Genomic DNA, 15,011 nt, shown 5'->3' on the forward strand with positions numbered 1-15,011 from the left:
GCAGCTTATCGCTTGCAGCTTTAAAGAGGATTTTCTGAATGTCGCAAAAATTTGATGTGGTAGTGATTGGCGCAGGTCCTGGCGGCTACGTAGCTGCCATCAAGGCCGCGCAACTCGGTCTGAGCACTGCCTGTATCGAGAAGTACACTGACGGCGAAGGCAAGCTGGCCCTCGGCGGTACCTGCCTGAACGTGGGTTGCATTCCTTCCAAGGCGCTGCTGGACAGCTCCTGGAAGTACAAGGAAGCCAAAGAGAGCTTCAACGTCCACGGTATCTCCACCGGTGAAGTGAAGATGGACGTCGCCGCGATGGTTGGCCGCAAGGCCGGCATCGTCAAGAACCTGACCGGCGGTGTTGCCACCCTGTTCAAGGCCAACGGCGTAACTTCGATCCAGGGCCACGGCAAGCTGCTGGCTGGCAAGAAAGTCGAAGTCACCAAGGCTGACGGCACCACCGAAATCATCGAAGCCGAGAACGTCATCCTGGCCTCCGGTTCGCGTCCGATCGACATTCCACCGGCTCCGGTCGACCAGAACGTCATCGTCGACTCCACCGGCGCCCTGGAATTCCAGGCCGTACCGAAGCGCCTGGGCGTTATCGGTGCCGGCGTAATCGGTCTGGAACTGGGTTCGGTCTGGGCTCGCCTGGGTGCTGAAGTCACCGTCCTGGAAGCCCTGGACACCTTCCTGATGGCCGCTGACGCCGCTGTCTCCAAGGAAGCGCTGAAAACCCTGACCAAGCAAGGTCTGGACATCAAGCTGGGCGCTCGCGTGACCGGCTCCAAGGTCAACGGCGCTGAGGTCGAAGTGACCTACACCGACGCCAATGGCGAGCAGAAAATCACTTTCGACAAGCTGATCGTTGCGGTCGGCCGTCGCCCGGTGACCACCGATCTGCTGGCTGCCGACAGCGGCGTGACCATCGACGAGCGTGGGTTCATCTTCGTCGACGATCACTGTGCGACCAGCGTACCGGGCGTCTACGCCATTGGTGACGTGGTTCGTGGCATGATGCTGGCGCACAAGGCCTCGGAAGAGGGCATCATGGTTGTCGAGCGCATCAAGGGCCACAAAGCCCAGATGAACTACGACCTGATCCCGTCGGTTATCTACACCCACCCGGAAATCGCATGGGTCGGTAAAACCGAACAGACCTTGAAGGCCGAAGGCGTTGAGGTTAACGTGGGCACCTTCCCGTTCGCGGCCAGTGGCCGTGCGATGGCTGCCAACGACACCGGTGGTTTCGTCAAGGTCATCGCCGATGCCAAGACCGACCGCGTTCTGGGTGTACACGTGATTGGCCCATCGGCTGCCGAACTGGTGCAGCAGGGTGCAATCGCAATGGAATTCGGCACCAGCGCCGAAGACCTGGGCATGATGGTTTTCTCCCATCCGACCCTGTCCGAAGCGCTGCATGAAGCCGCGCTGGCTGTGAATGGCGGTGCCATTCACGTCGCCAACCGTAAGAAGCGTTAAACAATAAGAAACCACGGCGGGTGGCCCGTCGTGAGTCTTGCGTGCATGACTCACCGCGGAAAGTCCGCCGGACTCGAACTCCCGGAGCATACCGGGGGCAAGTGGTCACAGGTGGCGCGGCACTCCCACGGAGCGCAGCGCCGAAGCGCAGTACCTAACGAAGACGGTAAAAAGCATGAATCTTCACGAGTATCAGGGTAAGCAGCTGTTCGCTGAATACGGCCTGCCAGTTTCCAAGGGTTTCGCAGTCGACACCCCTGAAGCTGCCGCAGAAGCCTGCGACAAGATCGGTGGCACCGAGTGGGTTGTCAAAGCCCAGGTCCACGCCGGTGGTCGCGGTAAAGCGGGCGGCGTCAAGCTGGTTCGCAGCAAGGAAGACGCCAAGGCGTTCGCTGCGCAATGGTTGGGCAAGCGTCTGGTGACCTACCAGACCGACGCCAACGGTCAGCCAGTGACCAAGATCCTGGTCGAATCCTGCACTGACATCGCCAAAGAGCTGTACCTGGGCGCTGTAGTCGACCGTTCGAGCCGCCGTATCGTGTTCATGGCCTCCACCGAAGGTGGCGTGGACATCGAGAAAGTCGCTCACGAGACTCCTGAGAAGATCATCAAGGCTACTATCGATCCACTGGTTGGCGCTCAGCCATTCCAGGGTCGTGAACTGGCATTCCAGCTGGGTCTGGAAGGCAAGCAAGTTGCTCAGTTCGCCAAGATTTTCGTAGGCCTGGCCAAGCTGTTCAAAGAACACGACCTGGCCCTGCTGGAAGTAAACCCGCTGGTCATCAAGGCCGACGGCGACCTGCACTGCCTCGATGCCAAGATCAACATCGACGCTAACGCCATGTACCGTCAGCCTAAGCTGAAAACCTTCCACGACCCGTCGCAAGACGACCCTCGTGAAGCCCACGCTGCCAGCTTCGAGCTGAACTACGTGGCCCTGGAAGGCAACATCGGCTGCATGGTCAACGGTGCCGGCCTGGCCATGGGTACCATGGACATCGTCAACCTGCACGGCGGCAAGCCAGCCAACTTCCTCGACGTAGGTGGTGGTGCTACCAAAGAGCGCGTTACCGAAGCCTTCAAGATCATTCTGTCCGACAGCAATGTCGCGGCCGTTCTGGTCAACATCTTCGGCGGCATCGTTCGCTGCGACATGATTGCCGAAGGCATCATCGGCGCTGTGAAAGAAGTCGGCGTTAAAGTACCGGTTGTTGTTCGCCTGGAAGGTAACAACGCTGAACTGGGTGCTAAAGTACTGGCAGAAAGCGGTTTGAACATCATTGCGGCAACCAGCCTGACCGACGCTGCTCAACAAGTTGTCAAAGCTGCGGAGGGCAAGTAATGAGCGTCCTGATCAATAAAGACACCAAAGTCATCTGCCAGGGCTTCACCGGCTCGCAAGGTACTTTCCACTCCGAGCAAGCCATCGCCTACGGCACCAAGATGGTCGGCGGCGTGACCCCAGGCAAGGGTGGTACCACCCACCTGGGCCTGCCAGTGTTCAACACTGTGAAAGAAGCCGTAGAAGCTACCGGCGCTGACGCGTCGGTCATCTACGTTCCGGCTCCTTTCTGCAAGGACTCGATCCTGGAAGCTGCCTTCGGCGGCATCAAGCTGATCGTCTGCATCACCGAAGGCATTCCTACCCTGGACATGCTCGATGCCAAGGTCAAGTGCGACGAGCTGGGTGTTACCCTGATCGGCCCTAACTGCCCAGGCGTCATCACTCCGGGCGAGTGCAAGATCGGCATCATGCCAGGTCACATTCACTTGCCAGGCAAGGTCGGTATCGTTTCGCGTTCCGGCACCCTGACCTACGAAGCGGTCAAGCAGACCACTGACGCCGGTTTCGGTCAGTCCACCTGCGTCGGTATCGGTGGCGACCCGATTCCGGGCTCCAACTTCATCGACATCCTGAAGCTGTTCCAGGAAGACCCGAAGACCGAAGCGATCGTCATGATCGGCGAGATCGGCGGTTCGGCTGAAGAAGAAGCGGCTGCCTACATCAAGGCTCACGTGACCAAGCCTGTAGTTTCCTACATCGCTGGTGTTACCGCTCCTGCGGGCAAGCGTATGGGCCACGCTGGCGCCATCATCTCCGGCGGCAAAGGCACTGCAGACGAGAAATTCGCTGCGCTGCAGGACGCTGGTGTGAAAACCGTGCGTTCGCTGGCAGACATCGGCAAGGCCCTGGCCGAGCTGACTGGCTGGGAAGTGAAGAAGTAATCACTGCCCAGTAAACAAGAAAGGCCACCTTCGGGTGGCCTTTTTTGTTTACTGGGCAGCAGCTTCAAGCGACAAGCTTCAAGCTGCAAGAGGGTGTTGCGGCAAGCTTGCGGCTTGTAACTTGCGGCTTGGAGCTGTCGCGCAAGCGACACGCATATTCACACATCGGACAAGCAGCCCTGCAGCAGTGCGTTTCTGTGTCAAATTCGTTAACCTATGCACTCATTTTGTGCCCGCTCCCCAAAAGGGAACGACACGCTAAACGGGTCTGGCTCATCCAGCCAGGCAGCATTTCCCTCACCCAAGGGGAAATCCCTCTCTAAATCCCGATTTCAGCAGTGTGGTATTTCCTTAATGAAAGTTTTGAAAGGCCAGGACATCCTGGCACTTGGTTTTATGACGTTCGCTTTGTTCGTCGGCGCGGGCAATATCATTTTCCCACCTATCGTCGGTCTGCAATCCGGTCCACACGTGTGGATGGCGGCGCTGGGTTTCCTGATCACTGCTGTGGGCCTGCCGGTCATCACTGTCATTGCCCTGGCCAAGGTCGGCGGCGGCATGGATGCCCTGAGCAGCCCGATCGGCAAGGTCGCCGGCGGCCTGCTGGCGGCGGTGTGCTACCTCTCGGTAGGCCCGCTGTTCGCCACCCCGCGTACCGCCACCGTATCCTTCGAAGTAGGTGTTGCACCGCTGACCGGTGAAAGCCCGCTGGCCCTGTTCATCTACAGCCTGGTGTACTTCCTGGTGGTATTGGCGGTGTCCATGTACCCGGGCAAGCTGCTCGACACCGTCGGCCGCTTCCTCGCACCGCTGAAGATCATCGCCCTGGCCGCGCTCGGCATCGCCGCGTTCATGCTGCCAGCCGGTGGTATCGGTGAAGCGCAGCCTGCCTACGTCGCCGCGCCGTTCTCCCAGGGCTTCATCAATGGTTACCTGACCATGGATACCCTCGGTGCGCTGGTGTTCGGTATCGTCATCGTCAACGCCATCCGTTCGCGCGGCGTCGAGTCGCCGCGGCTGATCACCCGCTACGCGATCATCGCCGGCCTGATCGCCGGTGTCGGCCTGGCCCTGGTGTATATCAGCCTGTTCCGTCTGGGTGCCAGCAGCCATGAAATCGCCGCCGGTGCCAGCAACGGCGCGGCGGTGTTGCATGCCTATGTGCAGCACACCTTCGGCTCGCTGGGCAGCGGCTTCCTTGCCGTGCTGATTGCCCTGGCCTGCCTGGTGACCGCAGTCGGCCTGACCTGCGCTTGCGCCGAGTACTTCAGCCAGGTGCTGCCGCTGTCGTACCGCACCCTGGTGGTGATCCTCGCCGGCTTCTCGCTGCTGATCTCCAACCTTGGCCTGACCAAGCTGATCATGTTCTCGATCCCGGTGCTGACGGCAATCTACCCACCGTGCATCGTGGTCGTGGGCCTGAGCTTCTGCAAAGAGCTGTGGAACTCCCAGGTACGCATTCTGGCGCCGGTGATGCTGGTGTCGCTGCTGTTCGGCATGATCGATGCCATCAAGGGCACCGCGCTGGCCAGTGAACTGCCAGAAATCCTCGCTCACCTGCCGCTGAGCGAGCAGGGCCTGGCCTGGCTGGTGCCTTCGGTGATTACCCTGGGTGTTGCGGTGCTGTGCGACCGCATGCTGGGCAAGCCACGCGAAGTGCTGGCCTGAGAATTGGCCATCTGACGGGCACCGGCCACAAGCCAGCAGGGTGACCGTCACGGCAGATTCCGAGCCCCGTGTCCGAAAGGATGCGGGGCTTTTTCGTTTCTGCACGGCAGACGTGTCTTTTTCTGCGGCAAAGCGTCGAAAGCCGGTCAATGGGATTTACTGTGCTCGAAACTTAATCAGGACCTTGCATGAGCTTCATTCAAAGCAATCTGATCCACCTGCTGGCCGCCTGCTGGTTTGCCGTGTGCTGGGGCGGTTATACCCGCTACGCCACCTGGAAGGGCCGCGATACCGCCTGCCTGGCCAGCGTGCTGCACCTGTACCGGGAAGACTGGATGCGCCGCATGTTGCTGCGTGACAATCGCATCGCCGATGCCAGCGTGATCGGCAACCTTGAGCGCAATGCGTCGTTCTTCGCCTCCAGCACCCTGATCATTCTCGCCGGCATTCTCACCGTGCTCGGTGCTTCGGACCGCGCAGTATCGCTACTGGCCGACCTGCCGCTGGTGCAGCAAGCGTCCCAGGGGATGTCGGAAATCAAGTTGTTGTGCCTGGCAATGGTGTTTGTTTACGCCTTCTTCACCTTCAGCTGGTGCATGCGCCAATACAACTTCGCCGCGGTACTGGTGGGCTCGGCGCCGATGATCGGTGAGCGTCATGTCAGCGAACTTGAACGCAAGGCGTTTGCCCTTAGAGCCGCCAGGGTTATTTCACTGGCCGCCAACCAGTTCAACTTTGGCCTGCGCTCCTATTACTTTGGTATGGCCATGCTCTGCTGGTTTATCAGCCCGTGGTTGTTCATGTTGATGAGTACCGGGGTGGTACTGGTGCTGTATCGTCGCGAATTCCATTCGGATGTGCTCGATGTGATGGTTTACACCCCTACCGAGGCACCTGCGCCGGAGCCGGCTAAAGAGAACCTTGCCTGAAGAGTGACGACTGAATCGTTTAATCCAGTTTTGGCAGCCATAAAAAAACCCGACAGTGTCGGGTTTTTTTTATTCCGGCAGGCTTGCTTACTGTTTAGCAGGCTCAGCAGGAGTAACTGGGGCAGCAGGAGCGGCTTCTTTCGCAGCTTCTTCAGCGGCTTTTTGTTGCGCTTCGGCCTGATCTTTGGCGGCTTCGACGTTTTCTTTCGCTGCCTCGTTCACTTTATCCTGAGCTTCGTTCATTTTCTCTTGAGCGTTCTCGGAATGTTGCGCAGCGTCTTGGGCTTTGTCTTCGCTGGCTTTATCGCAAGCGGCAAGACCCAGGGCAGCGGCGAGCATAACGGCAAAAGCAAAAGGTTTACGCATGGGGTGTTTCTCCTTGTGGAATAAGTTACTTGTTCCTTCGAGTTCAAGTAACCGGTAGAAGTTCCGCGCACCATACAGATATATAACAAATGGATCTATATGGACATTTGCCAGACTGTGTGCATGTTCTCAATGGCCTGAGAGTTTTTTCAAATGACCGACACTTCCTTGCTGGCAATGGCCGAGCGCTTTCTCTCGGCGTTACGCCATTGTCAGGTACTCCAGATGCGCGTGCATCACGCTGACGCCCAGGGCATGACCCTGGTGCTGCCATACTCCGCGAGGATCGTCGGCAACCCTCAGACCGGCGCGGTGCACGGCGGGGCGATCACCACCCTGATGGACACCACCTGCGGCATGGCCACCCTCTGCGCGCTGCCTGAGTTCGAGGTCTGCCCGACCCTGGACTTGCGCATCGACTACATGCACCCGGCCGAGGCCGGTAAGGATATTTTCGGTCACGCGTACTGTTACCGCGTTTCCCGCGATGTGATTTTCACCCGCGGGGTGGCTTACCAGGATGACCCCGAGCAGCCAATCGCGCAGGTGGTTGGCACTTTCATGCGTCTGGGCAAGGGCATCAAGGGCGGCCTCAATTTCGCCAACAAGCTCAAGGGGAGTGGCCAATGATCCCGCCAGAAGTGCACCAGCAACTGCGCCAGGCGCATGCCGAAGGCAATTACGAACCGCTGCTGCAGTTGATCCCTTATGCCGGATTGATTGGTATCCAGTGCAGCCGTCAGGGCGATGACCTGCTGTTCTGCCTGCCGGCCAGCCAGGACAATATCGGCAATCCGTTGCTGCCAGCGATCCACGGCGGGGTGATTGCCGGCTTCATGGAGTTGTCGGCTGCGCTGTACTTGCTGATTTTCAGTGAAAGTGCGGCAATTCCGAAAATCATCGACTTTTCCATCGACTACCTGCGTGCCGGCCATTATCGCGACACCTACGCCCAGTGCCAGCTGTGGCGCCAGGGCCGGCGGGTGACCAATGTGGCGATCACGGCCTGGCAAGGCAACCCGGATGAGCCGATTGCCACGGCACGAGCACATTTCAAGATCGAAGAAATGACCTCGCCCTTGAAATAGCCCCAGCCACCCCCATCTGTTGTGCATCCCGCCGTGAAAGCAGGCCGCTGGCCTGCCCAACGACAACTGTCATCAGATCGGAGTGTTGAAGACCATGAGTGTGGAAACTCAAAAAGAAACCCTGGGCTTCCAGACCGAGGTGAAGCAACTGCTGCACCTCATGATCCATTCCCTGTATTCGAACAAGGAAATCTTCCTTCGCGAACTGATTTCCAACGCCTCCGACGCCGTCGATAAACTGCGCTTCGAAGCCCTGGCCAAGCCAGAGCTGCTCGAAGGCGGCGCCGAGCTGAAGATCCGCCTGAGCTTCGACAAGGACGCCAACACCGTCACCCTCGAAGACAACGGCATCGGCATGAGTCGCGAGGACGTGATCGCGCACCTGGGCACCATCGCCAAGTCCGGCACCGCCGACTTCATGAAGAACCTCACCGGTGACCAGAAGAAGGACTCGCACCTGATCGGTCAGTTCGGCGTGGGCTTCTACTCGGCCTTCATCGTCGCCGACAAGGTCGATGTGTTCAGCCGCCGCGCCGGCCTGCCGGCCGCCGAGGGCGTGCACTGGTCGTCCAAGGGCGAGGGCGACTTCGAAGTCGCCACCATCGACAAGGCCGAGCGCGGTACCCGCATCGTCCTGCACCTGAAAAAGGGTGAAGAAGAGTTCGCCGACGGCTGGCGCCTGCGCAACATCGTCAAGAAATACTCCGATCACATCGCCTTGCCGATCGAGCTGCCAAAACAGGTCGAAGCCGCCGAGGGCGAAGACAAGCCGGCCGAAGAATGGGAAACCGTCAACCGCGCCAGCGCCCTGTGGACCCGTCCGCGTACCGAGATCAAGGACGAGGAGTACCAGGAGTTCTACAAGCACATCGGTCACGATTTCGAGAACCCGCTGGCCTGGAGCCACAACAAGGTCGAAGGCAAGCTCGAGTACAACTCGCTGCTCTACGTGCCGGCCCGTGCCCCGTTCGACCTGTACCAGCGTGAAGCGCCGCGCGGCCTGAAGCTGTACGTGCAGCGTGTGTTCATCATGGACCAGGCAGAATCCTTCCTGCCGCTGTACCTGCGCTTCATCAAGGGCGTGGTCGACTCCAACGACCTCTCGCTGAACGTCTCGCGTGAGATCCTGCAGAAAGACCCGATCATCGATTCGATGAAATCGGCGCTGACCAAGCGCGTGCTGGACATGCTCGAGAAGCTGGCCAAGAACGAGCCTGAGCAGTACAAGGGCTTCTGGAAGAACTTCGGCCAGGTGATGAAAGAAGGCCCGGCCGAAGACTTCGCCAACAAGGAGAAGATCGCCGGTCTGCTGCGCTTCGCTTCCACACACGACGAAAGCGGCGAGCAGAGCGTTGCCCTGGCCGACTACCTGGCCCGCGCCAAGGAAGGTCAGGACAAGATCTACTTCCTCACCGGCGAGTCCTACGCGCAGGTGAAGAACAGCCCGCACCTGGAAGTCTTCCGCAAGAAAGGCATCGAAGTCCTGCTGCTGACCGACCGTATCGACGAGTGGCTGATGAGCTACCTGAGCGAATTCGACGGCAAGAGCTTCGTCGACGTCGCCCGGGGCGACCTGGACCTGGGCAAGCTGGACTCCGAAGAGGACAAGAAAGCCCAGGAAGAAGTCGCCAAGGAGAAAGAAGGCCTGGTCGAGCGCCTGAAAGCGGCCCTGGGCGAAAGCGTCAGCGAAGTGCGCGTCTCGCACCGTCTGACCGACTCGCCGGCGATCCTGGCCATCGGTGAGCAGGACCTGGGCCTGCAGATGCGCCAGATCCTCGAGGCCAGTGGGCAGAAGGTGCCGGACTCCAAGCCGATCTTCGAATTCAACCCGGGCCACCCGCTGATCGAGAAGCTGGACAACGAGCAGAGCGAAGACCGTTTCGCCGACTTCTCGCACATCCTCTTCGATCAGGCCGCGCTGGCGGCGGGCGATAGCCTCAAGGACCCGGCGGCGTACGTTCGTCGCCTGAACAAGCTACTGGTCGAATTGTCGGCTTAAGTAGTTGCAGGAAAGCCCGCTTCGGCGGGCTTTTTTCATGGTGCAAGGAGGAGTGCATGAGCAAGGTTACCGTCGAATCGCTGGTCTATCATGTTGCCGGCAAAGCCTATGAGAGCCGCTTGTTCTATACCCAGGGCGCCCGCGAGCAGCCTGGGCTTTTGATGGCGCCAAACTGGATGGGGGTGGGCGAGGGCGCCGAACGTATCGCCCGCGAGGTTGCCGCCCAGGGTTATGTGGTGTTGCTGGCCGACATCTACGGCCAGACCCTGCGTCCGTCGGACATGGATGAAGCCGGTGCGGCGATGACGCCGCTGAAGAATGACCGCGTCGAGCTGCGCAAGCGCTTGAAGGCAGCGCTGGACCAGTTGCTGGGCCAATCCAGGGCGGTACTGGAGCCTGGCAAGCTGGCCACCTTCGGCTTCTGCTTCGGCGGCTGCTGTGCGCTGGAGCTGGCGCGTGAAGATGCGCGCCTGCTGGCCGCTGTATCGTTCCACGGCACCCTGGATACGCCGCTGCCGGCCGAGGAGGGCAAGGTCCGGGCCTCGATGCTGGTGTTGCATGGCGCCGCCGACCCGTTCGTGCCCAAGGAGCAGCTACCGGCTTTCGAAGCCGAGATGGACGCGGCCAAGGTTGATTGGCAGCTGATCAGCTATGGCGGCGCGGTGCACTCGTTCACCGATACCGCAGCGAATATCCCCGGCAAGATGAAGTACGACGCACGCACGTCCAAGCGCGCGTTCCGCGCGATGTTCAATTTGCTCGATGAAGTGTTCCAGCGCTGAGTGGGGCGGGGCTGCTGTGCAGCCCATCGCCAGCAAGGCTGGCTCCCGCACTGGACCTGCATGCATCCACCCTGTGGGAGCCGGCCTTGCCGGCGATCAATCTCAAGGCAACTCGATCCGTTCACTTTCCCCTGGTACCGTCGGCCAGTCTCCGGCCGCCCAGCGTGCCCGCGCCTGTTCGATCAGCGCCGGATCACTGGCAACGAAATTCCAGTTCATTCGCCGCGGCCCGTCCAGTGGCGCCCCGCCAAACAGCACCAGCTGGCTCTGGCTGTCGGCATACAGGCTCATCTCCTCGCCGGGCGGCAAGATCACCAGGCTGCACGGCTCGACCGCCTCGTCGTTCAGGCTGACTTCGCCATCCAGCACATACAGTGCACGCTCGACATGCTCGATGGGCACCGTCAGGGTGGTCGCCGCCTGCATCTGCACCAGCGCATACAGGGTCGGTGACAGCACCGGCACCGGCGATTGCAGGCAAAAACCGCTGCCGGCAATCATGCGAATGCTGACCCCCAGGGTGTCACTGACCGGCAAGCTCGCCGCCGGATGATGGCTGTAGTGCCCAGGGCCTTGCTCATGCTCCTTGGGTGACGCCAGCCATACTTGCAAACCGTGCAATCGCGAGTTGCCGGGCAGTAGCTCGGCAGGCGTGCGCTCGACATGGGCAATGGCGCTGCCAGCGGTCATCCAGCTGACTTCACCGGCCTTGACCCGTTGATCCGAGCCCAGGCTGTCCTTGTGCTGGATCTCGCCCTCGAACAGGTAGGTGAGAGTCGACAGGCCGATATGCGGATGCTGGCGGATGTTCATGCCGCGCCCGGCCGGGTACTCGGTTTCGAGCATGTGGTCGAAGAACACGAACGGCCCGACACTGCGGCACTGGGCCGAGGGCAGGGGGCGCAGGATAGGTTGCCCTTCGACCGATTCGGCGCGAGGGCGGATGACCAGGGGAAGGCTCACGGTGTGCTCCAGGCCAAGGGGGAAAGTTCTTGTAGCATAACCTGCTGAACTGGCGCGTGGTCGGCTCGGTCTACCCTGTCTGAATCGGCCAACAAGGAAAGCGTGATGATTGCCAGGTGTCTGGGCTGGGTGCTGTTGCTGGGGGTATCGCTGCAGGCGGCGCAGGCGCGCGAGTATCACTACAGTGATGCGCACCTGCATTACGTCGACTTCTTCCAGGAGACCGCCGGCATGGATGCTTTGCTCAAGGCCATGGATGAGGCCCGAATCGACCAGTCGATGATCTCGGGTATCCCGGTGGCCAAGAAGTGGCACGAGGATGAGCCCAAGCGCCCGCGTTATTACGCTGGCGACGATGCCGATGCCTACTGGTACAGCGCCACCGATATCTATGTAGCGGCAGCACTGGAGAAACTCAGCCCCGAACAACGCCAGCGCTTTCATCCGTTTCTCACCGGCTTCAACCCGGTGGACAAGAATGCCGTGGCCCACATCGAGCGCATGCTCGAGCTGCACCCGGGCCTGTGGCAGGGCATTGGCGAGGTGTTCACCCGCCATGATGACCTCACTGCGCTCACCAGCGGCGACACGCCCAGGGCCAATAACGAGGCCATGACCCGCATCTATCACCTGGCTGCCGAGCAGGACCTGCCGGTGCTGATCCACTCCAACATCACCTCCAAGCGTGAGCGCAACCCGCTGTACCTGGCGGAAATCGAAGAGCCACTGCGCAATCACCCGCACACCCGCTTCATCTGGGCTCATGCCGGCACCAGCCTGGAGATTCATCGCCACCAGGCTCAGCTGGATTTTTTGCTGCCGACCCTGACGCGGATGCTCGAGGATTACCCGAACCTGTACATAGACCTCTCCTGGAGCGTGCTGCAGCCTTATCTGCTGGATGAGAAGGGCAACCCCAGGGTTGAGTGGCTGGCGCTGGTCAAGCGCTTCCCTGAGCGCTTCATGCTTGGTTCCGACGTGGTCGGGCGTTTCAACAGCCTGGGCGAGCAGTTGCATGGCTTCGATCCGTTCCTTGATGCCTTGCCTGCCGAGATTGCGCAAAAGGTCGCCCGCGACAACTTCCTTGCCGTACTGCCCAAGGCACGCAAGTGACAGCCCTGTCATCAGCCTGTCATGCCCGTGTCATAGCCTGCCGCCATCAACCTGATGGAGTGCACTATGTTCCCACGTCGTTTCAGCGCCCTGTGCGGGCTCATGCTGGTTAGTGGCCTGGCCGCTGCCGAGGTTCGCGTTGATGGCCCGGTCGAGTACGGCCTGTTCGAAACCCGCCACCAGAATTTCCAGCCGGGTGAGCGGGTGCTGACCCAGAGCAACCAGACCATCCAGCCAACCGATGAGATCCCGGCGCGCCTGGGCAGCAAGTTCGGTATGCGTTACCGGCTGGAGGGCAAGGTCGCCGAAGACACGCCGCTGACCCTGCTGTACCTCACCCCCGGTGTACGCACCCCGGACGGCAAGCGTCACGACAAGTTCGAAGTGGTGCAGAAGCTGGTGCCGGGGGCGGCCCAGGACGTCATGGCCTACGAGTTCACCGAGAACCACGAAGTGGTGCCGGGACAATGGCATTTCATGGTCTTCCAGGGTGATCGTCTGCTTGCCGAGCAGCGCTTTACCGTGCGCTGATCAAGGGTGACCGTGGTGTCGCGATCATAAGGCCTTTTGATATCACGTTTTCGTCTTACGCAAATTTTCCCCAGGCCGATACCGTCTAGAAGCAAGGACTGCTGCACTGTTTTGCAGCGCTTTTGGAGGGAGCCAGAAGATGAGCTTGAGAAGCATGAATATCGCGCCCAGGGCCGGCCTGGGTTTTGGTCTGGTGGCGGCGCTGGTGTTTGCCTTGGGCGCTTTTGCCCTGATGCAGATGACCAGCATGCGCCAGCAGTCCGCGCAGGTCGACAGCAATTGGTTGCCCAGCGTGATTTCGGTCGGGCAGATGACCCAGGATATGCTGCGCATCCGCGCCCTGACCCTGCGCCTGTTGGTCAATCGCGATGCTGTGGCGCTGGAACAGAACAAGTCGCGCATCGAAGAGATCAAGTCCGGCCTGGACAAAGCCCAGCAGAAGTACCAGGCGCTGATCGTGTTGCCCGAAGAACAAACCCTTTTCGATCGTTACCTGGGCCTGGAGCAGCGCTATCTCAAGCTGCAGAACCAGGTGGTGGCCTTGTCCACCGAGCATCGGCTTGAAGAGGCGGTAGCCATGGTCAACGGCGAGATGAACCAGTTGGCCGACCAGATGACCGCCAGTCTCAACGAGCTGATCGCGCTCAATAACCATCATGCCAACACCGCGACCGACCTTGCCGAGGTTGTCTACCAGGAGGCGCGGGTCTGGGTGATCGGCTTGTTGATCGCCGCCGTGGTGCTCACTGTGGTGCTGGCCCTGACCCTGACCCGCAGTATCGTCCGGCCGCTGGCGCAGTCACTGAAGGTTGCCGAGGTAGTGGCCACCGGTGATCTGACCCCGCAGATCTCGGTGCAGGGCAAGGACGAACCGGCGCGCTTGCTCACGGCGTTGAAGCAGATGCAGCAGAGCCTGCGCGATACCATCGGGCGCATCTCCGATTCGTCCAGCCAGTTGGCTTCAGCCTCCGAAGAGCTCAGCGCGGTGACCGAAGATGCCACCCGCGGGCTGCTGCAGCAGAGCCAGGAAATCGAACAGGCGGCGACTGCGGTCAATCAGATGACCACCGCGGTGGAGGAGGTGGCGAGCAATGCCGTGGCCACTTCCGAAGCATCGCGCGAATCGGATCGTATTGCCCGCCAGGGACGTGAGCAGGTGCGCCTGACCGTGACCTCGATCGAAGACCTGGCGGCCGGCGTCACCGCCAATGCCGAAGAGGTCGGGCAGCTGGCGCAACAGGTCCATGGCATTACCAAGGTGCTGGATGTGATCGGTGCGATTGCCGAGCAGACCAACCTGCTGGCGCTCAACGCCGCGATTGAAGCGGCCCGCGCCGGTGATGCCGGGCGCGGCTTTGCCGTGGTGGCGGACGAGGTGCGGGCACTGGCCCATCGCACTCAGCAGTCGACCCGTGAAATCGAGCAGATGATCGATGGCATCCAGCAAGGCACCAATCGTGCGGTCGAGGGTATGCAGCACACCAACGAGCGGGCGCGTGGCACCTTGGAAGGCGCCCATGCCGCAGGGGCGGCGCTGGAAGAGATTGCTGCGGCCATCAGCCTGATCAACGAGCGCAACCTGGTGATTGCCAGCGCCTCCGAGCAGCAGGCGCAGGTGGCGCGGGAGGTGGACCGCAACCTGACCAATATCCGCGACCTGGCCATGCAGACCTCGGCGGGGGCGAATCAGACCAACGCGGCGAGCCAGGCGTTGTCGCAGTTGGCGATTGAGCTGAATGGGTTGGTGGGACGGTTTTCGGTGTAAAGCATCGCGGGTCAAGTCGAGTCGTCGCACCGCCGCTCCCACAAGGTCGGAGCAGGACCCGCGATGGCACAAACAAAAACGCCCCGACGAGTCGGGGCGTTCGAGC

14 protein-coding genes and 1 pseudogene are annotated in these 15,011 nt (G+C 60.7%); 13 read left to right on the forward strand and 2 right to left on the reverse strand.

Features of this window, described 5'->3' with window-relative positions; genetic code table 11:
- The first annotated feature begins 38 nt into the window (after positions 1-38).
- The 5 genes from lpdA to ABM562_RS14090 all read left to right on the forward strand — a co-directional run bounded on the left by lpdA (position 39) and on the right by ABM562_RS14090 (position 6,298).
- A complete protein-coding gene (lpdA, locus tag ABM562_RS14070; protein WP_115087941.1) occupies positions 39-1,475 on the forward strand; it encodes a dihydrolipoyl dehydrogenase in 1,437 nt (478 codons plus the stop codon).
- Positions 1,476-1,650: 175 nt separating this feature from the next.
- The gene (gene sucC, locus ABM562_RS14075; RefSeq protein WP_010224674.1) at positions 1,651-2,817 is read left to right on the forward strand and encodes an ADP-forming succinate--CoA ligase subunit beta; all 1,167 of its coding nucleotides are present in this window, start codon (positions 1,651-1,653) and stop codon (positions 2,815-2,817) included.
- Positions 2,817-3,701 (forward strand): succinate--CoA ligase subunit alpha, encoded by an 885-nt coding sequence (gene sucD / locus ABM562_RS14080; protein ID WP_115087940.1) that lies wholly within the window; start codon positions 2,817-2,819, stop codon positions 3,699-3,701. The genes sucC and sucD overlap by 1 nt, the downstream gene beginning before the upstream one ends.
- Before the next feature lie 354 nt (positions 3,702-4,055).
- Positions 4,056-5,369 carry a branched-chain amino acid transport system II carrier protein gene (gene brnQ / locus ABM562_RS14085; RefSeq protein WP_115087939.1) on the forward strand — a complete coding sequence of 438 codons (1,314 nt, stop codon included), beginning with the start codon at positions 4,056-4,058 and terminating at the stop codon, positions 5,367-5,369.
- A 188-nt stretch (positions 5,370-5,557) separates the two neighbouring features.
- A complete protein-coding gene (locus tag ABM562_RS14090; protein WP_115087938.1) occupies positions 5,558-6,298 on the forward strand; it encodes a DUF599 domain-containing protein in 741 nt (246 codons plus the stop codon).
- 87 nt (positions 6,299-6,385) lie between these two features.
- On the opposite strand, the gene ABM562_RS14095 is transcribed toward ABM562_RS14090, so the two are convergent.
- Positions 6,386-6,664: a hypothetical protein gene (locus ABM562_RS14095; RefSeq protein WP_115087937.1), complete on the reverse strand. Its 279-nt coding sequence runs from the start codon at positions 6,662-6,664 to the stop codon at positions 6,386-6,388.
- A gap of 153 nt (positions 6,665-6,817) precedes the next feature.
- On the opposite strand from ABM562_RS14095, the gene ABM562_RS14100 reads away from it, so the two are divergent.
- From ABM562_RS14100 to ABM562_RS14115, 4 genes are all read left to right on the forward strand, one after another.
- Complete coding sequence (locus ABM562_RS14100) at positions 6,818-7,294, forward strand: PaaI family thioesterase (RefSeq protein WP_115087936.1); 477 nt, start codon at positions 6,818-6,820, stop codon at positions 7,292-7,294.
- A complete protein-coding gene (locus ABM562_RS14105; RefSeq protein ID WP_115087935.1) occupies positions 7,291-7,752 on the forward strand; it encodes a PaaI family thioesterase in 462 nt (153 codons plus the stop codon). The genes ABM562_RS14100 and ABM562_RS14105 overlap by 4 nt, the downstream gene beginning before the upstream one ends.
- 94 nt (positions 7,753-7,846) lie before the next feature.
- Positions 7,847-9,751, forward strand: coding sequence for a molecular chaperone HtpG (htpG, locus tag ABM562_RS14110; RefSeq protein WP_115087934.1), 1,905 nt, complete (start codon positions 7,847-7,849; stop codon positions 9,749-9,751).
- Between the two features lie 56 nt (positions 9,752-9,807).
- Positions 9,808-10,533, forward strand: coding sequence for a dienelactone hydrolase family protein (locus tag ABM562_RS14115; RefSeq protein ID WP_115087933.1), 726 nt, complete (start codon positions 9,808-9,810; stop codon positions 10,531-10,533).
- 102 nt (positions 10,534-10,635) lie between these two features.
- Here ABM562_RS14115 and ABM562_RS14120 read toward each other — a convergent pair whose 3' ends face one another.
- Positions 10,636-11,496 carry a pirin family protein gene (locus ABM562_RS14120; protein ID WP_115087932.1) on the reverse strand — a complete coding sequence of 287 codons (861 nt, stop codon included), beginning with the start codon at positions 11,494-11,496 and terminating at the stop codon, positions 10,636-10,638.
- 105 nt (positions 11,497-11,601) lie between these two features.
- Here ABM562_RS14120 and ABM562_RS14125 point away from each other — a divergent pair, with 105 nt between their 5' ends.
- The 4 genes and pseudogenes from ABM562_RS14125 to ABM562_RS14140 all read left to right on the forward strand — a co-directional run bounded on the left by ABM562_RS14125 (position 11,602) and on the right by ABM562_RS14140 (position 14,905).
- Positions 11,602-12,609, forward strand: a complete 1,008-nt coding sequence (locus ABM562_RS14125; RefSeq protein ID WP_115087931.1) for an amidohydrolase family protein — start codon at positions 11,602-11,604, stop codon at positions 12,607-12,609.
- Positions 12,610-12,675: 66 nt separating this feature from the next.
- Positions 12,676-13,140, forward strand: coding sequence for a DUF3859 domain-containing protein (locus tag ABM562_RS14130; RefSeq protein WP_115087930.1), 465 nt, complete (start codon positions 12,676-12,678; stop codon positions 13,138-13,140).
- A gap of 154 nt (positions 13,141-13,294) precedes the next feature.
- A pseudogene (locus ABM562_RS14135) lies at positions 13,295-13,765 on the forward strand (MCP four helix bundle domain-containing protein); the annotation flags it as partial.
- Positions 13,766-13,852: 87 nt separating this feature from the next.
- Positions 13,853-14,905 carry a methyl-accepting chemotaxis protein gene (locus ABM562_RS14140; protein ID WP_460422432.1) on the forward strand — a complete coding sequence of 351 codons (1,053 nt, stop codon included), beginning with the start codon at positions 13,853-13,855 and terminating at the stop codon, positions 14,903-14,905.
- Positions 14,906-15,011: the final 106 nt, after the last annotated feature.

Source organism: Pseudomonas sp. ZL2 (assembly GCF_054788455.1).